At 64.7% G+C, this 23,131-nt stretch carries 27 protein-coding genes and 1 tRNA gene; 16 read left to right on the forward strand and 12 right to left on the reverse strand.

Going from position 1 to position 23,131, the window contains the following annotated elements:
- Both cbiQ and A3E1_RS0134865 read left to right on the forward strand, forming a co-directional pair.
- Positions 1-768 (forward strand): cobalt ECF transporter T component CbiQ, encoded by a 768-nt coding sequence (gene cbiQ / locus A3E1_RS0134860; RefSeq protein WP_020525464.1) that lies wholly within the window; start codon positions 1-3, stop codon positions 766-768.
- Positions 765-1,529, forward strand: a complete 765-nt coding sequence (locus tag A3E1_RS0134865) for an energy-coupling factor ABC transporter ATP-binding protein (protein WP_020525465.1) — start codon at positions 765-767, stop codon at positions 1,527-1,529. Before cbiQ ends, A3E1_RS0134865 begins: the two co-directional genes overlap by 4 nt.
- Positions 1,530-1,731: 202 nt before the next feature.
- Here the strand turns inward: A3E1_RS0134865 and A3E1_RS43745 are convergent, their stop codons facing one another.
- Genes A3E1_RS43745 through A3E1_RS0134885 form a run of 4 tightly spaced genes read right to left on the reverse strand, consistent with a single transcriptional unit; the run spans position 1,732 to position 4,663 of the window.
- Positions 1,732-2,832 (reverse strand): hypothetical protein, encoded by a 1,101-nt coding sequence (locus tag A3E1_RS43745; protein WP_020525466.1) that lies wholly within the window; start codon positions 2,830-2,832, stop codon positions 1,732-1,734.
- Positions 2,833-2,852: 20 nt separating this feature from the next.
- The gene (locus tag A3E1_RS0134875) at positions 2,853-3,593 is read right to left on the reverse strand and encodes a DsbA family protein (protein ID WP_026209120.1); all 741 of its coding nucleotides are present in this window, start codon (positions 3,591-3,593) and stop codon (positions 2,853-2,855) included.
- On the reverse strand, positions 3,574-4,101 hold the full coding sequence (locus A3E1_RS0134880) for a DoxX family protein (protein WP_020525468.1): 528 nt from the start codon (positions 4,099-4,101) through the stop codon (positions 3,574-3,576). Before A3E1_RS0134880 ends, A3E1_RS0134875 begins: the two co-directional genes overlap by 20 nt.
- A 19-nt stretch (positions 4,102-4,120) precedes the next feature.
- On the reverse strand, positions 4,121-4,663 hold the full coding sequence (locus tag A3E1_RS0134885) for a sigma-70 family RNA polymerase sigma factor (RefSeq protein ID WP_020525469.1): 543 nt from the start codon (positions 4,661-4,663) through the stop codon (positions 4,121-4,123).
- A gap of 129 nt (positions 4,664-4,792) precedes the next feature.
- Here A3E1_RS0134885 and A3E1_RS45440 point away from each other — a divergent pair, with 129 nt between their 5' ends.
- The 4 genes from A3E1_RS45440 (at position 4,793) to A3E1_RS0134905 (ending at position 9,502) form a co-directional block, all read left to right on the forward strand.
- Positions 4,793-5,383 (forward strand): hypothetical protein, encoded by a 591-nt coding sequence (locus tag A3E1_RS45440; RefSeq protein WP_020525470.1) that lies wholly within the window; start codon positions 4,793-4,795, stop codon positions 5,381-5,383.
- 104 nt (positions 5,384-5,487) lie between these two features.
- On the forward strand, positions 5,488-7,509 hold the full coding sequence (locus A3E1_RS47575) for a copper resistance CopC/CopD family protein (RefSeq protein WP_169454496.1): 2,022 nt from the start codon (positions 5,488-5,490) through the stop codon (positions 7,507-7,509).
- Between the two features lie 13 nt (positions 7,510-7,522).
- Positions 7,523-8,191, forward strand: coding sequence for a YcnI family copper-binding membrane protein (locus A3E1_RS0134900; protein ID WP_020525472.1), 669 nt, complete (start codon positions 7,523-7,525; stop codon positions 8,189-8,191).
- Positions 8,192-8,251: 60 nt separating this feature from the next.
- Positions 8,252-9,502: a hypothetical protein gene (locus A3E1_RS0134905; protein ID WP_020525473.1), complete on the forward strand. Its 1,251-nt coding sequence runs from the start codon at positions 8,252-8,254 to the stop codon at positions 9,500-9,502.
- 34 nt (positions 9,503-9,536) lie between these two features.
- On the opposite strand, the gene A3E1_RS0134910 is transcribed toward A3E1_RS0134905, so the two are convergent.
- Both A3E1_RS0134910 and orn read right to left on the reverse strand, forming a co-directional pair.
- Positions 9,537-9,609, reverse strand: a tRNA-His gene (locus A3E1_RS0134910).
- A gap of 37 nt (positions 9,610-9,646) precedes the next feature.
- The gene (gene orn / locus A3E1_RS0134915) at positions 9,647-10,273 is read right to left on the reverse strand and encodes an oligoribonuclease (RefSeq protein WP_020525474.1); all 627 of its coding nucleotides are present in this window, start codon (positions 10,271-10,273) and stop codon (positions 9,647-9,649) included.
- 14 nt (positions 10,274-10,287) lie between these two features.
- Here orn and A3E1_RS0134920 point away from each other — a divergent pair, with 14 nt between their 5' ends.
- Entirely contained in the window at positions 10,288-11,463 is a 1,176-nt protein-coding gene (locus A3E1_RS0134920) for a glycosyltransferase family 87 protein (RefSeq protein WP_020525475.1), read from the forward strand.
- A gap of 226 nt (positions 11,464-11,689) precedes the next feature.
- Here A3E1_RS0134920 and A3E1_RS0134925 read toward each other — a convergent pair whose 3' ends face one another.
- From A3E1_RS0134925 to A3E1_RS0134935, 3 genes are read right to left on the reverse strand one after another with little or no spacing between them, the layout of a single operon-like run.
- Positions 11,690-12,640: a DMT family transporter gene (locus A3E1_RS0134925; protein WP_245571535.1), complete on the reverse strand. Its 951-nt coding sequence runs from the start codon at positions 12,638-12,640 to the stop codon at positions 11,690-11,692.
- 21 nt (positions 12,641-12,661) lie between these two features.
- On the reverse strand, positions 12,662-13,855 hold the full coding sequence (locus tag A3E1_RS0134930; RefSeq protein ID WP_020525477.1) for a L,D-transpeptidase: 1,194 nt from the start codon (positions 13,853-13,855) through the stop codon (positions 12,662-12,664).
- Between the two features lie 43 nt (positions 13,856-13,898).
- Positions 13,899-15,053, reverse strand: coding sequence for a L,D-transpeptidase (locus A3E1_RS0134935; protein ID WP_245571536.1), 1,155 nt, complete (start codon positions 15,051-15,053; stop codon positions 13,899-13,901).
- Positions 15,054-15,367: 314 nt separating this feature from the next.
- On the opposite strand from A3E1_RS0134935, the gene A3E1_RS43760 reads away from it, so the two are divergent.
- The 3 genes from A3E1_RS43760 to A3E1_RS0134950 are packed head-to-tail and all read left to right on the forward strand — an operon-like array spanning position 15,368 to position 17,153.
- Positions 15,368-15,856, forward strand: a complete 489-nt coding sequence (locus A3E1_RS43760; RefSeq protein ID WP_020525479.1) for a hypothetical protein — start codon at positions 15,368-15,370, stop codon at positions 15,854-15,856.
- Positions 15,853-16,536, forward strand: coding sequence for a DUF4166 domain-containing protein (locus A3E1_RS0134945; RefSeq protein ID WP_020525480.1), 684 nt, complete (start codon positions 15,853-15,855; stop codon positions 16,534-16,536). Before A3E1_RS43760 ends, A3E1_RS0134945 begins: the two co-directional genes overlap by 4 nt.
- A 5-nt stretch (positions 16,537-16,541) precedes the next feature.
- Positions 16,542-17,153, forward strand: coding sequence for a TetR/AcrR family transcriptional regulator (locus A3E1_RS0134950; RefSeq protein WP_026209123.1), 612 nt, complete (start codon positions 16,542-16,544; stop codon positions 17,151-17,153).
- Here the strand turns inward: A3E1_RS0134950 and A3E1_RS0134955 are convergent.
- Positions 17,150-17,557 (reverse strand): DUF4383 domain-containing protein, encoded by a 408-nt coding sequence (locus A3E1_RS0134955; RefSeq protein WP_026209124.1) that lies wholly within the window; start codon positions 17,555-17,557, stop codon positions 17,150-17,152. The genes A3E1_RS0134950 and A3E1_RS0134955 overlap by 4 nt on opposite strands.
- A gap of 87 nt (positions 17,558-17,644) precedes the next feature.
- Between A3E1_RS0134955 and A3E1_RS0134960 the strand changes: the two genes are divergently transcribed.
- Both A3E1_RS0134960 and A3E1_RS43765 read left to right on the forward strand, forming a co-directional pair.
- Positions 17,645-18,211, forward strand: coding sequence for an ArsR/SmtB family transcription factor (locus A3E1_RS0134960; RefSeq protein WP_020525483.1), 567 nt, complete (start codon positions 17,645-17,647; stop codon positions 18,209-18,211).
- A complete protein-coding gene (locus A3E1_RS43765) occupies positions 18,208-19,422 on the forward strand; it encodes an MFS transporter (protein ID WP_020525484.1) in 1,215 nt (404 codons plus the stop codon). The genes A3E1_RS0134960 and A3E1_RS43765 overlap by 4 nt, the downstream gene beginning before the upstream one ends.
- Here A3E1_RS43765 and A3E1_RS0134970 read toward each other — a convergent pair.
- Together A3E1_RS0134970 and A3E1_RS0134975 are read right to left on the reverse strand one after the other, a co-directional pair.
- Positions 19,406-19,849, reverse strand: coding sequence for a hypothetical protein (locus A3E1_RS0134970; RefSeq protein WP_020525485.1), 444 nt, complete (start codon positions 19,847-19,849; stop codon positions 19,406-19,408). The genes A3E1_RS43765 and A3E1_RS0134970 overlap by 17 nt on opposite strands.
- A gap of 5 nt (positions 19,850-19,854) precedes the next feature.
- Positions 19,855-20,721 (reverse strand): sigma-70 family RNA polymerase sigma factor, encoded by an 867-nt coding sequence (locus A3E1_RS0134975; protein WP_020525486.1) that lies wholly within the window; start codon positions 20,719-20,721, stop codon positions 19,855-19,857.
- A 29-nt stretch (positions 20,722-20,750) separates the two neighbouring features.
- Between A3E1_RS0134975 and A3E1_RS0134980 the strand changes: the two genes are divergently transcribed.
- From A3E1_RS0134980 to A3E1_RS43770, 4 genes are all read left to right on the forward strand, one after another.
- Positions 20,751-21,248 carry a DUF456 domain-containing protein gene (locus A3E1_RS0134980; protein WP_020525487.1) on the forward strand — a complete coding sequence of 166 codons (498 nt, stop codon included), beginning with the start codon at positions 20,751-20,753 and terminating at the stop codon, positions 21,246-21,248.
- A gap of 34 nt (positions 21,249-21,282) precedes the next feature.
- Complete coding sequence (locus A3E1_RS0134985) at positions 21,283-21,708, forward strand: Rv0361 family membrane protein (RefSeq protein ID WP_020525488.1); 426 nt, start codon at positions 21,283-21,285, stop codon at positions 21,706-21,708.
- Positions 21,709-21,886: 178 nt separating this feature from the next.
- Positions 21,887-22,696 (forward strand): MEDS domain-containing protein, encoded by an 810-nt coding sequence (locus A3E1_RS0134990; protein ID WP_169454498.1) that lies wholly within the window; start codon positions 21,887-21,889, stop codon positions 22,694-22,696.
- Entirely contained in the window at positions 22,693-23,118 is a 426-nt protein-coding gene (locus A3E1_RS43770) for an ATP-binding protein (RefSeq protein ID WP_020525490.1), read from the forward strand. Before A3E1_RS0134990 ends, A3E1_RS43770 begins: the two co-directional genes overlap by 4 nt.
- Positions 23,119-23,131: the final 13 nt, after the last annotated feature.

The raw sequence follows: 23,131 nt of genomic DNA on the forward strand, positions 1-23,131 counted from the left end.
ATGGGCGCCGGGCATGCCCACGCGATGTATGTGCATCAGCACTCACTGGTGCACCATCTCGCCCCTGAGGTGAAAATCGCTGCGGCACTTGCCTTTACGGTCGTCGTCGTGGCTACGCCCCGGGAACGGGTCGCCGTTTTCGGGGCATACGCCGTCATCATTCTCGCGCTGGCGGTGCTCTCCCGGATTCCCGCGCTATGGCTGGCGAAACGGTGTCTCATCGAGTTGCCTTTCGTGGCAACGGCTTTGCTGCTGCCGTTCTTCGCCGCCGGGCCGAAGACCACGGTGCTCGGGATGAGCCTTGCCGTCGAAGGACTTTGGGGCGGCTGGAACATCCTCATCAAAGGCACACTGGGGGTACTGATCGCGCTCACACTGGCCGCGACCACGTTGCCGAGAGACCTGCTCGTCGGGCTCGACCGGCTCAAAGCGCCCCAGGCGATCACACAGATCGCGATGTTCATGTTGCGCTACCTGGAAGTGCTCGCCGACGAAGCGCGGCGCATGCGCATCGCCCGGCTGTCGCGTTTGGACGATCCACGGTTCCTGTGGCAGGTAAAGGGTTTCGCGACAGGGCTGGGTTCGCTGTTCATCCGCTCCTACGAGCGCGGTGAACGGGTGTTCCTCGCCATGCGGTCGCGCGGCTACACCGGCCGGCTCCCGGCGGCGCTGCACGCCGAAACCTTAGGCAGCGCAAGGCAGTGGGCGGCCGGTGCGATCGTGCCGGTTCTGGCCGCCGCCATTCTTATCATTTGGGGGTACGCGTGACGAGTCTCGATATCACGGATCTTCATTACAGCTATCCCGACGGTCATCAGGCCCTGCACGGGGTGAACCTGAGCGTCAGCGAAGGTGAGCGGGTCGCGCTCCTCGGCCCCAATGGAGCCGGCAAGACGACCCTCGTGCTGCACCTTAACGGCATCCTCCCGGCGCCGAATATGCCTGGCGCACAAGGCTCTGTGACCGTCGGCGGCCTCAAGGCTGACCCCCGGGACAGGGCCGCGTTAGCGGAGATCCGCCGCCGCGTGGGGCTTGTCTTCCAGGACCCTGACGATCAGCTGTTCCTGCCAACGGTCCGTGAAGACGTGGCGTTTGGGCCGGCAAACTTGGGGCTCAAAGGCGCTGAACTCGACGCTCGCGTCGACGATGCGCTCGCATGGGTCGGCATGACGGAGGTCAAAGACCGCGCGCCGCATCACCTTTCGCTCGGACAACGGCGGCGGGTCGCTGTGGCAACTGTGCTCGCCATGGATCCACAACTGCTCGTCCTCGACGAGCCATCGTCCAATCTGGACCCCCAGGCGCGGCGGGAGCTAGCCGAGATCCTGCTGAACTTGCCGGTCACCATGCTGATGGTCACGCACGACCTCCCGTACGCCCTACAGCTCTGTGAACGTTCCGTCATCCTCGACGAAGGCCGCATCGCCGCCGACGGCCCGACCCGGGAAATCCTTTCCGACACAGCACTTTTGGCCAAGCACCGCCTCGAACTCCCCTTCGGCTTCACCCCACTCGCCACCACCCCCTAACCGCGACCCACCGCTCCCGAGCGTGATCCATGACCGCCCCCGACCCTGACTCACGCCGTTCCCCCCGCGCGTGTTCCACCGCCCCCCAGGCCCTGACCCACACCGCTCTCTAGGCGTGATCCACATCCACCGGGACGTGATCAACAGGTGGTTTGATCACGTCTGCCGGGATGTGGATCACCAATCGGGATGTGGATCACGACTAGGTGGCGGTGCCTGGTGCTGGGTCGTGTGGCACCGGGTCGTGGGGCACCGGGTCGTGGTGGGGCGCGGGGTCGACGATGGGTGCGGTGCCGCGTAGGCGGAGCATGGAGGCGATCGCGCTTCCGCCGGCGAGGATGATGATGGCGCACACGAGAACGCGGCCCGTCGCGGCGCTCCACGGCAGCGGGATGATGGAGCGGTGGAACGCGGCAGCGCTTGCCATGCCAGCGAATAGGGCGGCGGCGCCACCGCCGAGCGCCATCGCGAAATCAGCGTCACCGCGACGTTTGACCAACGCGTAGACGCCCGCCGCGATAGCGGCTAGCGAGGTGACTGTCGTCCACAGCTGCGCCGAGAACATCTGCCCCAGCAACGGCCAGAACGTGAAGTAGCCCGCATCCCATTCGCGGCCAACGACATAGACGAGCCCGAGCACACCCGCCGCGATGGTGATGAACGCCCGCAACGGTTTCAGGGGACCGATCAAGCCGATCAGGCCAACCGCCACGGCACCGCCGATGGCTATAAGCCACCAGATCGCGGGCGCTGGAGCTGGTACCCACTCCAATGTTCCTTTGATCTCATGGGCTGTCGCCCCCACGCGGACCGGGACCACCCAGTCACGCAGGTGGTGGGGCTGATCAGGGGCGGCAAGAACCGAAGGTGGCTCCGTGACCGAGGTCCAAATCGCACGCTGGTCGTGCCAGCGGTACAACGGCTCGTCGCTCACCTTGTTCCACGAGGGCGGCAGCGTGGGGTCAGCGTGCGCCGGGGGATCGACGTGAAGGATCGTGATATTGAGATATGTCGCTGGAGAGTGGATGTTCTCATACACGCCGTCGGGCCGGATCTCCAGATACGGCTCGTTTTGGTAACCCAGCACCTCGACCGGCTCGGTGCCGCGATTGGTCAGCTGAAGCCGCGCGCCCGCCTCGATGGTGATGATCTCGACGCCTGACAGCGGGGGTAGCGAGGTGATTGTCGAGCGGTAGTTCGTCGCGTCAGGCGCGTCAGCACCGTGCGCGAGGGCGGGCGAGCCGGTCGTGAAAAGCAGGGTGAGCACCGTGCCGAGCACGGCGCCCACCTTTCGCATCAGCATGAGGGCCGATGGTAACGAACCTAGCTGGCAGAAGGGCTGGGGGAGGAGCTCCCGGTCGCCGCCGCCACAGCCGCGAGGATCGCCGCCGTGTTGCCCTGCACCTTGGTCCCATTGACCAAAACCGTGGGGGTACCAGTGATGCCCGCGCTCGTGGCGTCATTGCTGACCTTCTTCGCCCACGTCAGGTACCGCCCGCCGGTGACGCATTGCTCGAACGTGTCGTCGAGCCCGACACCCCGCCCGATCGCGATCATCTCGGCGTCGCTGAGGCCAGCGGACCCTTCCGCGGGTTGTTGTGCGAATAGAGCGTCACTGAACTCGGTGAACTTTCCGCCATCGGCAGCGCACGCCGACGCGGCAGAAGAGCGCGTCGAGTACTTGGTGGTGGAGAACCGGTCGAGGTAGGCCACAGGGTGTGTCACGAACGAGATCTTGTTCTCGGCGACGAGCTGCTTGATGACCGCGTCGCTCTCGTCGTGGAACGTCTTGCAGTGCGGGCACATGAAGTCGATGTAATCCTCGACGATCACGGGACCCGTGCCGGCCACGATCGCGTTGCCCGAGGCGTTGGCGTTGGCTGGGGTGAAGACTTCGGCCGCCCTATTTGACTGCAGCAGCACCCAAACGATCATTCCAGCGGTGGCCACGACGATGGCGCCGATGACGCCGCCCCAGATCATGCGTCTGCGCCGCTGCTCCTTGGCGATTTGCTCACGAACCATTCGAGCGGCTGCCCGGCGGTCATCTTTCTTCTGCGCCATCACTTTCACTTTCTCCCTCAATATCTACTTTGGAGGAACCTGGTTTCAGCAAGCCGTCGAGGGAGAACCGGCTGACTGGGTAAATGATCAAAAACACGGCTAGGGCCAGGTAGAAGACATCCCAGAGGATGCTGGGCAGATAGTTGGGCGTCTGCCCCGGCTCGAGAGCGCCGCCTTTGCTAAAGCAGCCGCAGTCGATGTTCAAGCCACGGGCCCAAGCCGAGGCGATCCCGGAAATGAAGATCACCATGGCGATCGCGCTGAGCCATGCCATCAGCCGGGTCGCGATGCCCAGCAGAAGGAACAGTCCAATCGCGATTTCAAGGAAGGGCTGAGCGACGCCGATGATCTCGGCGACGTTGGTGGGCAGCAGCTCGTAAGCGATGACCGCCCGTTTGTTGGCGTCGAGGTCCTGCGCTTTGAGCAGGCCAGCGACGAGGAAAACGCCAGCTAATCCGAGCCGGACGAGCAGGCTCAGCCATGGCTGTGTCTTGCCCCAGTTGCGCATTGCGGTGCTCCTTGTGCGATCAGGCTGCTAACGCAATAACTACGTCAGCGACCAGATCGGCACGTGCCCTGGCGACTCGGGACCGGATCGTTCCGACCGGTACGCCGAGCGTCTGCGCCGCCTGCTCATAAGTCAGCCCGAGCAACTGGGTCAGGATGAACGACTCTCGCCGCTCAGGGCTCAGGCGATCGAGCAGTGCGGTCGCGCTGACCTGCCCTGCCGGATCGGGATGGGCGTTAGGCGTGGCAGTCGTGGCGATCCGGTTTTCCAGCCTTCGCTGTCGCACCACGGTCCGCAGATGATCAGCGCACGTGCGGCGGGCGATCCCGAGCAGCCACGTGCGGGCGCTCGACCGGGCTTCGAACTGTGGCAGCGCGCGAAACGCCCTCAGATACGTCTCCTGAGTGAGATCATCAGCCGTTGACGTATCGACCAGCGCCGCTGCGAATCGCCACACCTCGGCTTGCGTCAGCCGGACAAAGGCCGCCTGAGCTGCGGGATCCCCGTACTTGGCGGCCAGCGCCCAGTGCGTGGGCGCGTCAAGCTCGGCGGGCGGGGTCACGGTTGGCAAGCCTAAATCGTCGCGGGTGCTCCGCGCACTTCGGCCGGCTCGCGTGTCGCACCTCACCCCGGGAACTAATCTCGCGTCTGGAGCGACTACCCGTGCATGACTGGCTGTGAACGGATACGTGTGGCGCTTTCGGCGCGCATGGACGGGGAAGATCCCGGTCTGGGCGGGCTCGATGATCACTTAGCCTCGTGTGCTGACTGCCGCGCGTGGCTGGCGACCGCATCACAGGTCACGCGGGCCGTGCGGGTCCAGGCTGTTGAGGTCCCGGATCTGACCGCCCGCATCCTCGCCGCCGTGCACACGGACCAGTCCCAATCACACAAAGCCCGGGCCTCCTCCCGCCGCCGCATCCTGCAGATCGCGCTGGCGATCTCCGCCGCCGTTCAGCTGGCGCTGGCGATCCCGGCACTGTTTGGCGGGCCTGACGTGCACATCAGCCGCGAAGCGGCCTCCTTCGATATCGCGCTCGCGGTCGGTTTCGCCCTGGCCGCTTGGCAGCCGGGGCGCGCTCGCGCCTTCGTGCCGGTGGCGTTCGTGCTCGCGGGCTGTCTCACCATTACGAGCGCCTTCGATATCGCGGGCGGGATGACGCTTTTCGCGCACGAAGTCACGCACGTGGCCGCGCTCGCGCAGGCGTTCATCCTGCTGGCACTGTCACGAGGGTCCGCTCCCGCGGCCACTCCGCGTCAGCGTCAGGCTGTTACCCCATGACGCGCCGCCTCTCGTGCGGTCGGAGCACCCTTGCGCCGGTCCTCTTCGCGCCAAGGGGCGCGGAGAATTCGGTGACTTCGCGTCCCATGCGCGAACCTAGGACCGTGAAGCCGACCCCGAAGCACGTTGTGCTCGCGTTCGTCGCGGGACTGATCGTCCTGTTTGGATGGCAGGCGCCAGCGCAGGCGCATGCCGCGCTGACTAAGGCGACCCCCGCCGCGGGGACCATCGTTCAGGAAGCACCGAAGCAGGTGGTCCTGACGTTCAGCGAGCCCGTCGCCCCGGTTAACGACAAGATCCAGGTGATCGGGCCGGACGGCAAGCGCGCTGACACAGGCAAACCCGAAGCCAACGGCGCCGTGCTGACGATCCGGCTCAAAGACAATCTGGTACGCGGGACTTATCTCGTGAGCTTCCGTGTGATCTCAGCGGACAGTCATCCGGTCCCGGGCGGCTACACGTTCTCCTATGGCCAGACTTCGACGGCGCCAACGCAAGCGCTGCCCGAGGAAGTCGACAACACGGTGCGCAACCTCATCGGGGTCGCGAAGTACGTGGGTTACGTGGGCCTGACTCTGCTCGTGGGCGCCGTGTTCGTGCTGACGCTTTTGTGGCCCGCGCGGCTAAACCGCCGTGGCCCGGTAAAACTGATGTGGGCCGGATTCGGCCTCGTGACCCTGTCGACCCTCGCGAGCATCTACCTCCAAGTGCCGTACACCAATGGCACCGGACTGTTCGAAGTGGACGGTTCCGCCTTCAGCGACGTCATGGCGAGCCGTTACGGTATCGCCTTGCTCGTGCGGCTCGCCGTGCTCGCGGTGGCCGCCATCATGGTCCGCCCGCTGATCCAAGGCACGTCGACGGTCGTCGACCGCGTGCTCGTCGTGATCCTGGCCGGCATCGGCGCCATGACCTGGCCGCTGACCGGCCACCCCGCCGGATCTCCAGTGCCAGCCGTGTCCGTAGTGACCGACGCCCTGCACCTGGCAGGCATCGCGGTCTGGCTCGGCGGGCTCGTCATGCTCGTGACGTTCCTCCTGCGCCCCGCCCACCCCACCATCGCCCGCCCCGAGCTCAGCCTCGCCGGCGGCCAAGCCCTCGGCGCCGAAAGCGAATCTCCCGAAACGCTTGCCGAGTCGAGCACCGCCAATGGCGAAGGCGGAGCGCACCAAACGCTTCCGGCCGTGTCGAACGCAGCGAGCGGCGCAAGCGAGGTGCGCGAAGCGCTTCCGGAAGAGGCGAACGCGGCGGGTGGCGCAAGCGAAGCGCTCGCGGAAGAGGCGTACGCGGCCGACGGCGTGCACGAAACGCTTGCCGCCGAGGCGAGCCCGGCCAGCGGCGCAAGCGGAGCGGCCGAAGGTGAGGCGGAAAGCGGTGACGGGGAAGTCGCGACCGAGGAAGGGCGGGAAAGCCAGGCAGTCAGCACGGGCGCGGCGGGAGGTGGGGCGAATGAGCGTGAAGTCGCGGCGATCCTGCCGGTGTGGTCGCGGTGGGCGGGCGTTGCCATCGCGGTCGTCGTACTCGCGGGAGTGGTGTCGGCGCTGATTGAGGTGGCGACACTGACCGCGCTCGTGGAGACGACCTATGGACGGCTGCTGATCGCCAAAGTCGCGCTCGTCGCGGTCATCTTGGGCGCGGCCGTGCTCGCTCGCAAGTCTGTCCACAGTGGACAGGCGCCACGGGTGCGTAAGTTCGCCGCCATTGAGGTGACCACCGCCGCGGTCGTGCTCGCGGTCACGGCAGCGCTCACCCAGACGACACCCGCCCGCACCGCCGAGGCGATCGCCAAAACCCCTCCAGTCCAAGCGGTGTACACGTCCACGTTGGACAGCAGCCTCTTCAAGCTGACCGTCGAGGTCGACCCGGGCAAGGTCGGCAACAACCTCGTGCACCTCTACGCCTACGACAAGAACGGGCAGCCGCTCAAAGTCGTGGAGTGGAAGGTGACGGCGGCTTTGCCGAGCGCCGGTGTCGAGCCGATCGAGGTGCCGATGCTGAAGCTCACGGACAACCACGTCACCGGTTCCCTCACGCTGCCCACGCCTGGCGACTGGCAGCTCAGGTTCACCTTGCGTATCTCAGATTTCGATCAAGACACGGTTACCGCAACGGTTCCGGTCAAGTAAAGGAGATCCTCCCGTGAAGAAGTTCGCTGTCGTGGCGGCGGCCACGATCGCTCTGGTCGCCGTTGCGGCACCCGCCTCCGCCCACGTCACCGTGAACCCGAAAGAGGCCACGCAAGGCGGCTACGCACGGGTCGCTTTCCGAGTACCAAATGAATCTGACACCGAAAGCACGACGAAGCTTGAGATTCAGATCCCTGAGGACACTCCGGTGGCCTCGGTTTCGACAATGCCGGTTCCTGGCTGGACGGTGACGACGACCAAGCGGACCCTCAGCACGCCGCTTCAGGTGCACGGCAGCCCGGTGACCGAAGTCGTTGGCACGATCACGTGGACGGCGACGCCGGGAGCAGAGGTCAAGCCCGGTCAGTTCCAGGAGTTTCCGGTGTCGATGGGCCCGATGCCCAAGGCCGACCAGATGATTTTCAAGGCCCTCCAGACGTATTCCGACGGTGCCGTCGTTCGCTGGATCGATCTGCCCAGCAAGGATGGGTCCGAAGTGGAGCATCCGGCGCCGGTGCTAAAGCTCGTCGCCGCCGCGAACCCGAGTGCCACCCCGGCCGCGAACGTCGACGTTTCGTTGGGGGAGAAGGAAAACAACACCCTAGGCTGGGCCGGCCTCGCCGCCGGTGTGCTCGCGCTGATCGTCGCCGGATTCGCACTGTCGCGCACACGACGGTCATAAATACCGCTAACGCAGGCTCTATACCCGCATCTGCGGGCGTAGAGCCTGCGTTGTCAGGTCATGCGTGTTTTGCGGATAACCGCTGGCATCCTTACCCTGCTCGTCGCGTTGCCGATCCTGGCCGCGGGAGCCGTGGCCTGGTGGGCGATGCAGCACCGCAGTCCTGACGGGGCCTTCCATGCGTCTCTGATGCCCATCGATTCCCCGTACCGAGTCGTTGTCGTGCCTGACGTTGACGCGCTTCTGCGCCGTGACGCGCCTATCGCACGGGCCAAGCAGACATCGCTCGAACTCAATGCGGGCGAGGGTGCTTTCGTTGCCATGGCGGCTCCTGCGGATCTGGCCGCGTTCCTCACGGGTGTCAGCTACACGGAGCTGACCGGCGCCCGCCTCGGCCGGGGACCGCTGACCGTCACGACCCGCCACGTCGTTTCCGCGGGCGAGACTCTTCCTAGTCCTCAACAACCTTTCTGGGTACGCCAAAGCTCGTCCACTCTCAAGTGGACCCCCACAGCTGACCGTGACCGCCAGCTGGCCCTGATCGTCATCGCCCCCTCGACGACCGTCGAACTGTCTGTCGCGGTGACGGCGGCGTGGCTCAACAACACGACGTGGGGCCTGCTGATCCTGGGTCCCGTGCTGCTGCTGCTCGGCTTCGCTACGCTCGCCTGGCCGCAGCGCCCACGGGAAATCGTGTATGTCATGAACACACCGGTCGCCGCCGACTTCGGCCTGCCTCGCCCAGCGGTCCCGTTCGCTCCCGGTCACGTGCCGTCGATCCACGAAGCGGCATCCCGCTCTTCCTGGCCGGCCTACGTCCCGATCCTCGAACCCGCCCAGACCGCGGCACAGGCGTCCCACCCGCCCGCGAGCCCGGCACAGACCCAAGGTGCGGCCGCGCAAAGCCAAACCGCAACTCGAGTCCGCGCCGCTGTGCCGGTCGAACCGCAGGCGGAGGCTGAAGGCGAGCGGCGGCAGAATGCGCAGATGGCAGCCGCTGTTCCCGCACGGGGTGCGGTGAGCGCTCCGGCCGGCGACGATGAGGCGGTGACGCAGGAGCTGCCGGTGGCTGGCCGACGTCCGGGGCGGGCGGCGGACTTCGTGCCCGGGTTCGGTGCGACCGTGGCCGCCAGTGAACAGGACGCGGCGACAGAAGACGCTGAGCTGACGATTCCGGTGCAGCCGGGGCCGGGTGGCGAACAGTGGCCGCCGCCTGAGCCGGAGTTGCACACGGAGCAGCCTCATCTGGTATCAGATGATTCGCGGCCGATGCCAACGGCGGGGATGCAGCTACATCTGAGCCGCAAATGAAAAAGGAGCCCTGAAGGGCTCCTTTTTCGTAGAGGGTGATCGACGGGACTCGAACCCGCGACATCCCGGACCACAACCGGGTGCTCTACCAGCTGAGCTACGACCACCATGCGCACATGTGCTCGACCATGATAGCCACAACCCTCAGGCGTCTGTCGACCGGGTTAGGGTCTGCGCGATGCGCTTGGCTTCTTCGACGTCAGGCCCGGGCAGGGGCACGAAAATCGTCTCGCGGTAGTAACGCAGCTCACGAATGCTCTCCCGGATGTCGGCCAGAGCGCGGTGAGCCAGGCCCTTCTCAGGCTGGCCGAAGTACACCCTGGGGTACCACCGGCGGCACAGTTCCTTGACCGACGAGACATCGATCATCCGGTAGTGCAGGTGAGCGTCCAGGCGAGGCATGTCCCGTGCGATGAACCCGCGGTCCGTCGCGATGGAGTTGCCGCACAGCGGAGCGGTCCGGGGCTCCTTGACGTAGGTAGTGACGTATTCGAGCACGCGGTCTTCGGCTTCTTGCAGCGTGACCGTTGACTTGCGTACTTCCTCGGTCAGCCCCGACCGGGCGTGCATCTGCTGCACGATGTCGAGCATCCCGGCGAGCGATTCGTCCGAGGCGTGGATGACGATGTCGACGCCTTCGCCCAGGACGTTGAGGTCAGGGTCGGTGACGAGGGCGGCGACTTCAATGAGGGCGTCTCGGGACGTTAAGCCCGTCATCTCACAGTCGATCCACACCAGTCGATCGGTTCCGTTGCCGCGAAGATCTGCCACCGCAACAGCCTACGATGACGTCCATGAAACGCCTGCACCGCGTTGTGGTCTTTCTCCTGGCTGTCGCCGGTTCCGCGTGGGTCTTCTGGAATTACCACAACCGTGGGCACAAGTTTTATGACCTGCGGATCTACATGAAGGCGATGGACTGGTGGGCGGGAGGCAACGACCTCTACTCGTGGTTTCAGCCCGACTTTCTGCAAGGCAAACTCTTCTTCACCTATCCGCCGTTCTCGGGTGTGTTCCTGCTGCCGTTCTCGTATTTACCGCTCGGCTTAGTTGAGGTTTTGTTCGTGCTCGGCACGATCGCCGCGGTGATTGTCACGACGTGGTGGATCGTCAGGGCGCTGGGCTTGCCCACGTGGATCACCGCTCCGGCCGTGCCCATGATTCTCGCGATGGAGCCGTTGCGTGAGACCATCGCGCTCGGTCAGCTGAACCTCTTGCTGGTCTTCCTGATCCTGCTTGATCTGCTGGTGCTCCGTCCAAAGGGGAGCAAGTGGGCGGGCATCGGGATCGGTCTCGCGACAGCCATCAAGATCACGCCGGGCATCTTCATCGTCTATCTGTTGATCACCAAGCAGTGGCGGGCAGCCTTCACGGCGATGGGCACCGCTGCCGGAGCGACAGTGCTCATGTTCGCCGTCGCCCCTCGTGCGAGCTGGGATTTCTGGACCGGTGCGCTCTGGGACACGGCACGTGTCGGGCGCACGGACATCACCGGCAACCAGTCGCTGCTAGCGCTCCTGCACCGCCTGGCCATCCCGTTGGAGCCCAACCGCCTGATCTGGCTCGCGCTCGGCTTAGCGATCGTCGCGTTTGGACTGTGGCGGGCCGCGCAAGCCCACCGCGAAGGCAACGAAGTCGTGGCCGCCGCGCTGACGGGCCTATGTGGCGGTGTCATCAGCCCCATCACCTGGGCACACCATCTTTACTGGATCGCCCCCGCGCTGCTCGCCGTGCTCGCGGCCGTATGGGGCCGCTGGTCGCCGCTGTGGTTCCTCTTGATCGGTGGGTACTTCGTGAGCCTGTTCGGCGTCGTCAGCGCCATCGACTGGGACTTCGCGATCGTTCCAAAAGCGACCGACACGCCGGGATCGTTCGTCGGGCGGAATCTCCTGCTGCTATTAAGCCTGCTATTGATCGCTTTTACCCCGACACGGCATTATCCCACTAGGACAGTCGTTTAGACAGACTTGTCCGATTAGCCGCTTTTCACATACGCTGGGGTCTAGCGAGGATATCTCCCCCAGATGTCTAGCTGTGGTGACACCGTTCCCCCGGTGAGAGTGGCCTGCTGACGCGCGTCGGCAGGCCACTCGCCCATTTGGCCCCCTGGCTGCGTTACTCGCCGCCTCGTGTACCAACTGCGTACACGTCGGCGCCGTGCGCCTTGCCTGGAACCAAATGAGGCCCTTACTGGGCCAGCGCCTGCTCGGGACGTGCACGGAAGCGGGCGAGCAAACGCGACGGAATGTCCTGCGAGATGGCCACTCCACTTAGGACGATCAGGGCGCCCAGCGGCTGGTACCAGGCGAGCCGTTCACCGAGCACGAGGAAACCCATCGTCACGGCCACGATCGGCATGAGATAGGTGACGGTCGCCATCGTGCTGATGCCGACGATCCGGATGACGTGGTAGTTCAGCACGAAGGCGATCCCGGTGCCGAATGCTCCAAGCGCGACTAACGCGGCGAGCACCTGCCACGACAGCGACGACACCGGCGGCGGTGACCCGGCCATGAGGGGCGCCAGGACGGCCAGTTCGACGGTGGCCATGACGATCTGTCCCGTGGCCAGGGAGACGCCCGAGATATCCCGCCCGGTCAGGTGCTGGCGCATGTAGGGTCCCGCGAACGCGTAGGAAGTCGCCGCACCGAAGCACAGCAAATGTCCCGCGAGCGTCCCGGCACCGATGCCCTGCCAAACCCCAAGCACCACAAGCACTCCGGCAAACCCGGTGAACAAGCCGATCACCTTGGGCCGGGTGAGCTTCTCTGACCGGAAGAACAGCAGCATCACCGGCATCATCGTCAGTGGAGTGGTGGCGTTCCAGATGCCCGCGATCCCGGAGGAGACCTCTTGCTCGCCATAGGCGAACAGCGCGAACGGGATCACGTTGCCGATGAAGGCCACGATCGCGAGATGGCCCCACAAGCCCCAGCCCCGCGGCAGCCGGTGCGAGGTGAACGCGATGATCGCGAGCAGCGTGAGCGCGCCTAACGCGACGCGGAACAGGGCCACGTAGGCGGGCGGGACCTCGGCTACGGCGACCTTGATGAACAGGAATGAGGAGCCCCAGACCAGCGCTAGCGCGATGAAATGGGGCAGCCAGGTAAGGGACGCGGGACGGTTCGGTGCTGTCACGCGCCCAAGCATGCCCTACCCCTACGACAGCGGAATCGCCGATCGCTTGGCGTAGTCCTCGAACGACTCGGTCCAGTGTGTCCAGCCGTCGCCCCACTTGAGCACCTGACCCGTGTTGGACGTGATCACCGGGTCACCCTGCTTCGTGATGTCGAAGAGCCATTTGGCATCGTCAGGCGACATGTTGACGCAGCCGTGCGATACGTTGCGGATGCCTTGGTGCTGCACCGACCACGGCGCGGAGTGCAGGTGCTCGCCGCTGTGCGTGATCCGCTGGGCCCAGTCGATGTCGGCCCGGTAGCGCTCGCGCGCGTTGGGGTCGTTGGTCGTGTCGAAGACCGTGTGCTCCAGCTTCTCCATGATGATCATGATCCCGCTGGAAGACTGCCACGTCGGTTTGCCGAGGCTGACCTTGATGCGCTTGGCTTCCACGCCGTCGATCGTGACGACCATCTCTTTCGGAGCCTTCGCGTCATCGATGGTCATGATGAGCTGACGGCCGGTCGTGCCGGTGAAGGTCACGTTGGCGCGGGCATAAAAGCCCTCGCCCAGCGGCATCCCACCCACGTGCGAGTCGACGAAGATCTTGGTGCCCGGCTTCCAGAACTCCTTGGGCCGCCAGTGCACCTCGCGTGAGGTGTACCAGCCCCAGACACCTTCGGTGGCCGGCTCGGTCTTGACCAGCATCCGGCGCTGCAAGGCGGCCCGCTGGTCCTTGGGGATGTCCCGGCTGAGCTGGAAGATCAGCGGCATGCCGGTGCCGATTTCGCGGTTGTCCGGCAGGAAGCTGATGACGCGCACTTCGTTGCTGGGCTTGGCCATGACGGTGAACTTCGTCTCGGCCGTGAAGGTCTTGCTGTCGTCACCGGTCGCGGACACCTTGGCCGTATAGGAAGCGCCCCACGTCAGCATCTTGGCGGGCAGCCAGCCCTTGCCGTCAGGGTGCATCTCGCCGGCCACGGCCGCGCCGTTGGCATCGAGCAGCTCAAACTTCGTGTCCACGGCGTCAGTCGAGGTGAACGTGAACTCGTGTCCCGCTGGGACATCGGCAGCCCCCTCCGCCGGGCTGGTGATGCTCGCCTTCGCCTTGGCTGACTTTTGCTCTTGCTCTTTGGCGCTGTCGCTAAAGGACGGTTTGTCGCTGCAGGCCGCCAGGCCCGCCACGCTCGCTCCGGCGAGGCCGAGGGCCGTGAGGGTGTGTCGGCGCGTTGGCATGATGAAACCTCCGAGGGGTGTATTCACTTATCGTGCCTGGCGTTCACCGGCCCGGCAACGCGCTTCCCTCCCGGTGGGCCTCCCAGCTGTGGTTCCACGCGGTAAATCCATTACCCGACTGAAGCTCGACCTCGGTTCCGGTCACGGTTACGGGATCACCGACATGAGTCACGCCAAACAGCCATTCAGCATCACTCCAGGACATATTGACGCAGCCGTGGGAGACATTGTTGACTCCTTGGTCCCCAACCGACCAAGGCGCGGCGTGAATGAACTCGCCGCCCCAGGTCAGGCGCTGGGCGTAGGAAATATCGGCGCGATATTGATCACCAGGCTCGCCCGTCGTGTCGAAAACGGTCTTGGCCTGCTTGTCCATGATGACCATCGTTCCCGATGACGAGGGTGTGCTGGCCTTGCCCAGGCTGACTGGCATCGACCTGGTCTCGGTGCCGTTCTCGCGCACGGTCAGGTGCTTTGTCGCATTGTCAATAAACAGCTCGACCTGGTGACGCGTGATATTGACGCTCGCCCGCCGGTCTTTGTCGCCCCACTTTCCGCCGCCGAGCGGATGACCCTCCAAAGCCGACCGCATGTGGATCTGCGTGCCGGGCTGCCAGTACTGCTCGCCGCGGTACTCCACCTGCTTGGCACTGACCCACGACCACGAACCCGCCTGCACGGGCACCGTCGTGACGAACAGGCGTTTCTCGATTCCGGCGCGATCTTCGGGCGCGATGTCTTGCGTGAACTCCACGACGACGGGCATCGCGACGCCGTACTCGTTGCCGTCGAACAGGTACAGCCCCGTGTCCACGGTGACCCCTGGCATGGCCATCGTCGTGAACACTGTCGTCTTCGTCTGGTCCCCGGCCTGGGCCGTGGCGGTGTAACGGGTCTCGGGTCGTAACGGCTCACTTGGTACCCACGCGGATTTGTCAGAGCGCAAGAAGCCGGCGACCTCGCGGCCTTGATCGTCCTTGACCGAGACGGTGCCAATCTCTCCGTTTTGGACGTTGAGGCCAATCTCCGTGCTCAGCGGGACGCCGGACGCCTCCGCGACCGGCTGAATCTCCAGAACGACAGCTGGGGGAGGGGCCACCGCAGGAGGCTCGGCGACGGCTTCCACGGTGGTTTTTCCACACCCACCAGCTAGTACGCCGAAAGCCATCACCACACCCAAAAGTCCTCTAATCCGCATAAAGCTCATGTTGACCCCAGTCGGGCTGTCTAGCAGGCAAAACATGAAACTTGAGCGAGTGCTCAAATCCTGTTAACTTGTTTGAGCAGTCGCTTAAAAGCGGAGGGGAGCAGCAATGAGACCGCTTTACGTGCAAACCACGGTCCGTTGTGCAATGCCGGAGTTATGGCGGCTGACCCCAATACCCGGCGCTGCACGAGCGATGGGACCTTCGCTTCACCCGCATCAACTCTCTCCCCGCGGCCGGGGGTGAGCCGACGCGCTTTCGCTACGCGACGACGGTCCTGCCCGGACTGTCGATCGAAGGTGTGGGCGTGACGATGGGGGAGCGGGTTCGCCCAGACGGGACGTGCACGTCGGCGTTGCGTTTCGGCACGGACCACCCGCTGTCCGTGATCACGGCAGGCTCGGGCTACTGGCGTTATGTGCCGGTGGCTGGCGGCATCCGGTTCCTGACCGGCTACGACTACAAACCGCGTTACGCGAGCGCCGATCTGCTGTTTCGCCCGCTGCGCGGCTGGGCGACGGCGTGGTCGTTCGATCGCCTGCGGCTGCGGCTTGAACGCGGCATCACGCCACGGCGAGCCCTGCGCAACGCCTTGTTCGACGTGCTGAGCCGCCTCGCCGTCGTCGCGTTAACGGCCAGTCTGGGTCCACTGTGGACAGCCGCCCTCACGGCTTTGGCCGTCATTGTCCTGCCGCCGGCTGCCACCACCCCCGCCGCGAGGCGTTGCCTGCGCCGCCCGCCAGACCGGCTCGCCCGCAAAGCACCGTCCACTCTCGACTCCTTGGAGCTATCGTGACCTCGATCTTTCAGCGTGCCCTCGGCTCATCCTTTGACCGCCTGCACCCTCAGCTGCAAAAGCGCTTTGGCTTTAACGCCGGCGATGGCATCGCCTGCATCGGCACCGGTGTCATGGAAGACATCTGGCGGGGCAGAGCGTTCACGGTGCCTTTCCTCTACGCGGGCGCGACGCGCCACATCCTGTTCCCAGAGTCGGGAAAAGACGTTCCGTTCACGATCCGCAACTACGCCTACCGCGACCGGTTCGGCCGCGAGACCGTCACGGTCGTTCGCGCGTTTGACCTTCCGGGCCGGCCGCGCCGCCGGTTCGACGCCACGATGATTTACAGCGCGGCCCGGGGCAAAGTCGTGGACTATCTCGGCACGCATCAGCATCTCGCCGTGGACCTCGATTTGTCGGCTGATAAGCACGGCGGGCTATGGATTCGCACCGGCTCGCAGCGCTTTTACGAAGGCCCGCTTGGCTTCCGGATGCCGTCGCTGATGACCGGTGACGCCGTCGTGCGCGAGTGGTTTGACGAGGCGGCGCAACGATTCCGGATCGAAGTCAAAGTCTCGAATCAGCGCATCGGCTCCCTGTTCGGCTATCGGGGCAGCTTCACCTGTGCCTATGAGTCCGTCGCGGAGCGCTCCGTGCCGGCCGAAGTGAAGCCGGTGCGCGAGTGTGCCCGAGAATGAAGCGCATGAACACCACCAAGCAGAAGCTGCTCGACGGCGCTCTCGAAGCCATCCGGGTGCATGGTGTCGCCGGGGTTTCCGCGCGGACGATCGCGGCGGCGGCCGGGGTCAACCAGGCGCTGGTGTTCTACCACTTCGGCAGCGTCCATGAACTGCTCGCCGCCGCGTGCTCGGCTGGCACCGCGGCTCGGGTCGCCGCGTACAAAGAACGTCTCGAAGGCGTGAAGTCCTTGCGGGAGTTGCTCGACGTCGGCCGGGCTCTGCACGAAGAGGAACGGGAGCTGGGCAATGTGCGCGTGCTCGCCCAGCTCTTGGCCGGTGCGCAGGTGGACAAAAAGCTAGCCGCGCCAACGGCTGACGCCCTCGCGCTGTGGAACGCTGAGATCGAGGTGACCCTGTCACGTGTGCTGACAGGCTCTCCTTTCGCTGACTTCGCCGACGTGCGCGGACTGTCCCGGGCGATCTCGGCCGCCTTCATCGGCTTGGAACTCCACGAAGGCGTTGACCCCGAGGGAGCTCAGTCCGCACTGTCGGCCTTGGAGCAGCTGGCCGGCCTGCTCGAAATGGTGGACGACCTCGGGCCGATCGCGCGCAGCCGCTTGCGCGCCCGCCTTTAACGGACCGTCTCGGTTTCCCTTCCGCTCAAGAGCCCGGCACCGATCATGGCGGCGGCCAGGATGAGGTGCAGCCAGTTATCCGCTGTGTTCAGCGGGACGAAGTTGGCGCCGGAATCGTGGTCGATTAGCAACCCGTAGAGCCAGACCAGCGCGTAGATGACGCCACCGCCAAGCAGATAGGTCCGTGCCTGTGCCGCCGTGCGCGACATCGCCAGGCCCGCGATGCCAAACAACAGGTGAATGAGGTTGTGCAGGATCGAGACCTGGAAGATCCCGAGCAGCATGGCCTTGGACTCATGCCCAGCGAATCGCATGGTGTCGTAGTTCGTGGTGATGCCCGGGATGAAGCCGAGGATTCCCACCAGCAAGAACCCAGCCCCGAACACTCTGGCAATTGTTCTCATATCACCGCGATTCCCACATTTAGACCTGCAAAAACAATTGCGCAATATCTCTTGCACAACGTCTCTTGTGGATGTCATGATCAGTGCATGGCACCTCGTCACCTCACCGATCCGTCAGCTCTGGCCGCCTTGGCCCATCCGCTGCGGCGCCGGCTCATGGACATGCTCCGGGTCTACGGCCCTGCCACCGCCAGCACGCTCGCCGAACGCACCGGGCAGGCGGTGGCCAATATCAGCCACCACCTTCGGGTACTAGGTGCGGCCGACATGATCGAAGAAGCGCCGGAGCTGGCGCGAGACAAGCGGGAGAGGTGGTGGCGGATCGTCACCACGAGCGTCCGGTGGTCTTCCACCGATTTCAAAGACGATCCCGCCGGGGCACTTGTGGCCGATGAAGCCCAGAAAGTCATCTTCGACCAGCACACCTCGCTGGCGAAGGCGTGGTTCGCGGCCACCCCGGCGGAAAAGCAAGGCTGGGAAGACAGTTCGTTCACCGCTGACAAGTGGATGCGGCTCACGCCTGAGGAACTGGCTCAGGTGAGCCGGGACATCATCGCCGTCCTCGACAAGTGGGGAAACCGGGAGCTTCCTGACGATGGCGCTGAGCGCAGTCCGGTCCTGGTCTTCACCTACGGATTGCCGGCCCAGCCATGACCATCGACTTTCGCTGGCTCTGGCTCGGGGAAACGACGAGCAAACTGGGCAGCAGCATCAGCAGTGTGGCGATTCCCCTTGTCGCCGTTACGGTTCTCAACGCCAGCACGTTCGAAGTCGGTATGCTGACGGCGGCCTCATGGCTGCCCTGGTTGCTTGTCGGCCTGCCCGCCGGGGCTTGGGTCGACCGGCTGCGCCGCCGCCCGCTCATGCTGGCGTGCAACGCCGCCTCGGCCTTGTTACTGCTTTTCGTTCCCATCGCGGCGGTCGCCGGTTTCCTGACCGTCGGGCTGTTGCTAGCGGTCGCTTTGCTGATGGGCACGGCGAACGTGTTCTTCCAGACGGCCTATCAGGTCTTCATCCCGGCGCTACTGTCCAAAGAGGAGCTTCCCAAAGGCAACGCCAAGCTGCAGGGCAGTGAATCGGCGGCGCACGTCGCCGGGCCAGGTTTGGCAGGCCTTATCGCCCAGTCCGCTGGCGCCCTCGGCGGTCTGATCGCTGATGCCGCAAGCTTTGTCATCTCAACGGTCTGCCTGCTGCGCATCCGCGGCGGTGAAGCGGCGATCGAGCCACGCGAACTGAACCTGCGCCGCGATATCAAGGAAGGCTGGAGTTTCCTCGCCCGCGACCCCTATCTGCGGGTGTTCACGGTCGGCGGAGCGCTGAGCAACTTGGTGCTAACGGGATATCAGACGATCCTGGTCGTATTCCTTATCCGTGAAGTGGGCGTCACGCCCGGCGGCGTGGGTGCGCTACTCATGTCGATGAGCGTCGGTGGTGTCCTGGGTGCCATGAGCGCCAGCCGCATCACCGCACGCTTCGGCACGTCGCACGGCATGCTCCTCACGCTCTTCCTGACGTCACCCTTCGCGATCCTCATCCCGCTCACCGGGCAGGGCTGGCGGCTCGGTTTCGTCATCGCCGGTGGGTTCATGGTCGGCGCGGGAGTTGTCGTCAACAACATCATCCGCAGCAGCTTCCGCCAGTCCTATGTGCCGCGGGAAATGCTCGGACGGGTGACGGTGAGCATGATGTTTCTCAACTTCGGGACGATTCCGCTCGGTGGGCTGATCGGTGGCTTCCTGGGTGAGGCGGTCGGTGTGCGGCCGACACTGTGGATCATGACCACCGCCGTGGCGATGGCACCGCTGGTGCTCCTGCTCGGGCCGATGCGCACAGGACGGGACCTGCCCGTTACGGCTCTTCCATGAGTTCGGTCTGCGCGATGTTGGCGAAAGTGGCCTCGACATAAGGTTTCACGGACTTCACGGGGCCGAGTAAGTGAGCGATCAGCAGCGGGGCGTTGAAGGACAAGGACTCCGGCGCGGGACGGGCGACCTCTTCGTGGTCGTCAGGGTGAATTCCCAGTGCCCCAGCCAAAACGATGAGCAACGTGTGCGGATCGGTCTCGGGAAGCCAGCTCGCCGCGCCGCGAACGGTTTCCTCAAGAACCGACTTGATGTCATCACTGTCGAGCCCATCCGGATGCTGTTGCTCCAGAAGCAATCTGAGCACGCCGCCCAGGACCTTTCCGGTCTGGGCGGCGTCCAGCTTGGACAGTTCGCCAACGGCTTCGGTGAGCCCGTCGGCGTCTTCGGCTCGCGCGGCGGCTGCCGCCGCCTCGATCGCCTTTGTCATGTTCCTTATGACAGCTGCCACTCAAGCTCCTTGAGGTGCTGTGGATCGGCGATCGCGTCGATGCCAACGACCTTGCCGTCGGCGACCGTAAACGTGAGTGCGATGAAGGCCTTGCCGCTCGGCGTCTGAACCATGGCGCCGAACGTGCCGTCGATGAGCGCGAGATGAGCCGCCTCGGCCCGGCCATTGAAACTGCCCGCCACGGCCATCGCACCGCGCATCTCGCTCGGGCCGCCAAGTTTGACCGCGGTCGCGTCACCGCGAAAGACCACATTGGGGTCGAGCAGGCTTAGCAGAGCGGCAAAGTCCCCGTGACGGGAAGCATTGAGGAAGGCGTCGACCACTTGCCGTTGCAGGGAAAGATTGCCGTCGGGCGCCGGTTCTGACCCCTGCACGCGGCGGCGGGCGCGGCTAGCCAGCTGGCGCGTAGCGGCGGGGGACCGGTCGAGGATAACCGCGATCTCCTCGAACGAGACGGCGAACAGGTCGTGCAGGACGAAGGCGAGACGTTCCGCCGGGGCAAGGGTTTCCAGCACCACCATCAACGCTGGGCCCATAGTGTCAGCCAGCAGTGCCTCGCGCTCGGGATCGAGGCCGCCGTCATATGTGGGCTCGGGCTGGTCATCGCCGGCCAGATCCTCGCGCCGGGACTTGCGGGACCTGAGCATGTCAAGACAAACCCGGGAAACGGCTGTAGTCAGCCAGCCGCCGAGATTGTCCACCTCGCTGGAATCCGTTCGGCTGAGCCGGATCCAGGTCTCCTGAACGGCGTCTTCCGCCTCGTTCATCGACCCGAGCATCCGGTAGGCCACGGCGCGGAGGTGGGCGCGATTCTCCTCGAATCGCTGCGCGAGCCACTGCTTGTCGTCCATCAGCCGGATCTTAGCCGCACAATGGGACAGTGAACTTCGACGTCGACACGGTCATCACCATCCTGTGTGGGATCGGAATCCTGTGCGGCATTCTCGGCACCATCATTCCGGTGCTGCCAGGGGTCCTGCTCTGCTGGGCCAGCGTCTTGGTGTGGGCCATCTTTGCTGGTGATGGCTGGGGCAGATGGGTGGTGCTCGGCATCGCCACCATGATCGCGCTGATCGGTGTCCTTGTTCAGTACGCCTGGCCCGGCAAGCGGATGAAGGAAGCCGGCGTTCCTAACCGCACGCTCATCATCGGTGGCCTGTGCGGCATCGTTGGCTTCTTCGTGTTGCCGTTTCTTGGCTTGCCCATCGGCTTCGTGCTCGGCGTTTGGCTGGCAGAGCAGATTCGCTTGCAAGCGGCCGGCCCAGCCTGGGCGTCGACGAAGCACGCCCTGAAAGCGGCCGGCCTCTACCTGCTCATCGAGCTGGCTTCAGCCCTGACGATCGCCACCGTTTGGGTCGCTGGACTCGTCTTCGCTTAGGCCAGCGCCGCGCTGATCGGTTACTCTGCGCGCTGTGACGGACGTGCCTGAGAAGCAGAGCAACCCCAGCAAAATCTGGCTCATCGCGGCAGCTGTGGCAGCGGTCGCTTTCGTGGTGTGTTTGGCGTGCGGGATTTTCGCCTACCAGAAATGGTTCAAGGCAGACGCAGAGGATGTCGCCGCCACTTACCTTGCCGCGGTGAAGGACAAGGATGCCGCGGAGATGCGCGAACATACCTGTGCGAGCAAACGTGATGAGATCGACGAACAGGACATGAAGGACGACGAGGACCGGTTGCTCGACTGGAAGATCTTGTCCACGAAGGAACACGACAGCTCCGCGAACGTCACGGCCGAGATCACGGCGACGGACAACGGTAAGACCAGGACGAGCAACGTCACTATCACCCTCGTCAAAGAAGACGGCGACTGGAAGGTCTGTACCTTCCGCGCCAGCTAGCGGTTACTTAATGTCGCTTGTGGACTACGGATGAGTGTCCGGCTGGACGCCGCCCCGTAAGCCGTTTAGGTTACGGACTTTGGGGTATGGGCATGTCGGAAACCGGGCTGGATATTGGGGGCCATCGATGGCGGATGCGGTGACAGTCGATCAGCTTGATCTCGGAGATCATGCGTGTTTGACGTTTACCGACCCTGACGAGCGAGTCGACCTGGTGGCGGAATTCGTCGCGGATGGCCTCGAACGCGGGCAGCGTGTGGTGTGCTTCACCGACTCACAGCCTGATGGGCTGATGAAGGAACTCGCGATACGCGACATCGCGGCGACCGTCGCGGTCGGGCGGGGGCAACTCGCCATCCACGACATCGGCGAGAAGCTACTCGCCACAGGCGTCGTGAGCGCGGGCGAGATGATCTCGGCGGTGCGCGCCGAAGTGGATACCGCGAAAACGAACGGCTTCACGGCTGTGCGAATCGCCGCGGACATGTGCTGGGCCATCAAGCCCATGGCCGCGGCCGAGCAGCTGATCGCCTTTGAGCGGGAGGCCGCGGCCCTCTTCGACGGCGGCCAGCTGATGCTGTTTTGCCAATATGATCGCGACTCCTTCGACCCGGTCACTTTGGCACAGGCAGCCGAAACACATCCCAAAGCGGTTGCCGCACTGGCCTATCACGACACTGCCTTGCTGCGGATCTGCCGTCAGCATCGCCCGCCGGGCATTCGCATCTCGGGCGAGCTGGATTACACCAACCTGGATCCGTTACAGCAGGCGATAGCCGAAGCACTGCGGCTGGACAAAACCATCTACGTCAACCTGGCGAAGTTGCACTTCATAGACATCACCGCCGCCACGGTCATCGCCCGCGCGGCGATGTCACTGCCACTGGGCCGGGAGATGGTGATCCTGTGCAGCCGAGAGGCAGCGGTTGTCTTCAAAAGCATTGGGGCAGCACAGCTTCCCCAAGTGCGAATGCAGAGCTTGCCATGAAACGCGATCAAAGTTCCCGTGGGATTCCGGCTCCCGCCGCGACAGGTCTCACCGTCCGGTTCGATCGCACCAACCTCTATGAGCTCCGTTCCTCCGTCGCGGCGCACGCTTCTGAATTGGGCATCGGCCACGAGCGCCTCACCCAGCTGCTCGTCGTCGCGACAGAGCTAGCCACTAACGCGGTCCGCCATGGCGGCGGGCGAGGCGAGCTACATCTCTGGGCAGCCGACGGCGCGCTGCACTGCCAAGTGCGTGACCGTGGCCGCGGCATCACCGACCTGGAAAACGCTGGACGAGAGCGAACGCCCATCACCGGGGACGGCAGCCGCGGACTCTGGGTGGTGCGCGAGTTCAGCGACAGCGTCCACCTCGCGAACACCTCACCGGGCCTGACCGTGACCGCGAGCTTCGACCTGCCGTGACTTGGCATACATC

Origin of the sequence: Catelliglobosispora koreensis DSM 44566, assembly GCF_000379685.1 — a bacterium.
Taxonomy (GTDB): Bacteria; Actinomycetota; Actinomycetes; order Mycobacteriales; family Micromonosporaceae; genus Catelliglobosispora; species Catelliglobosispora koreensis.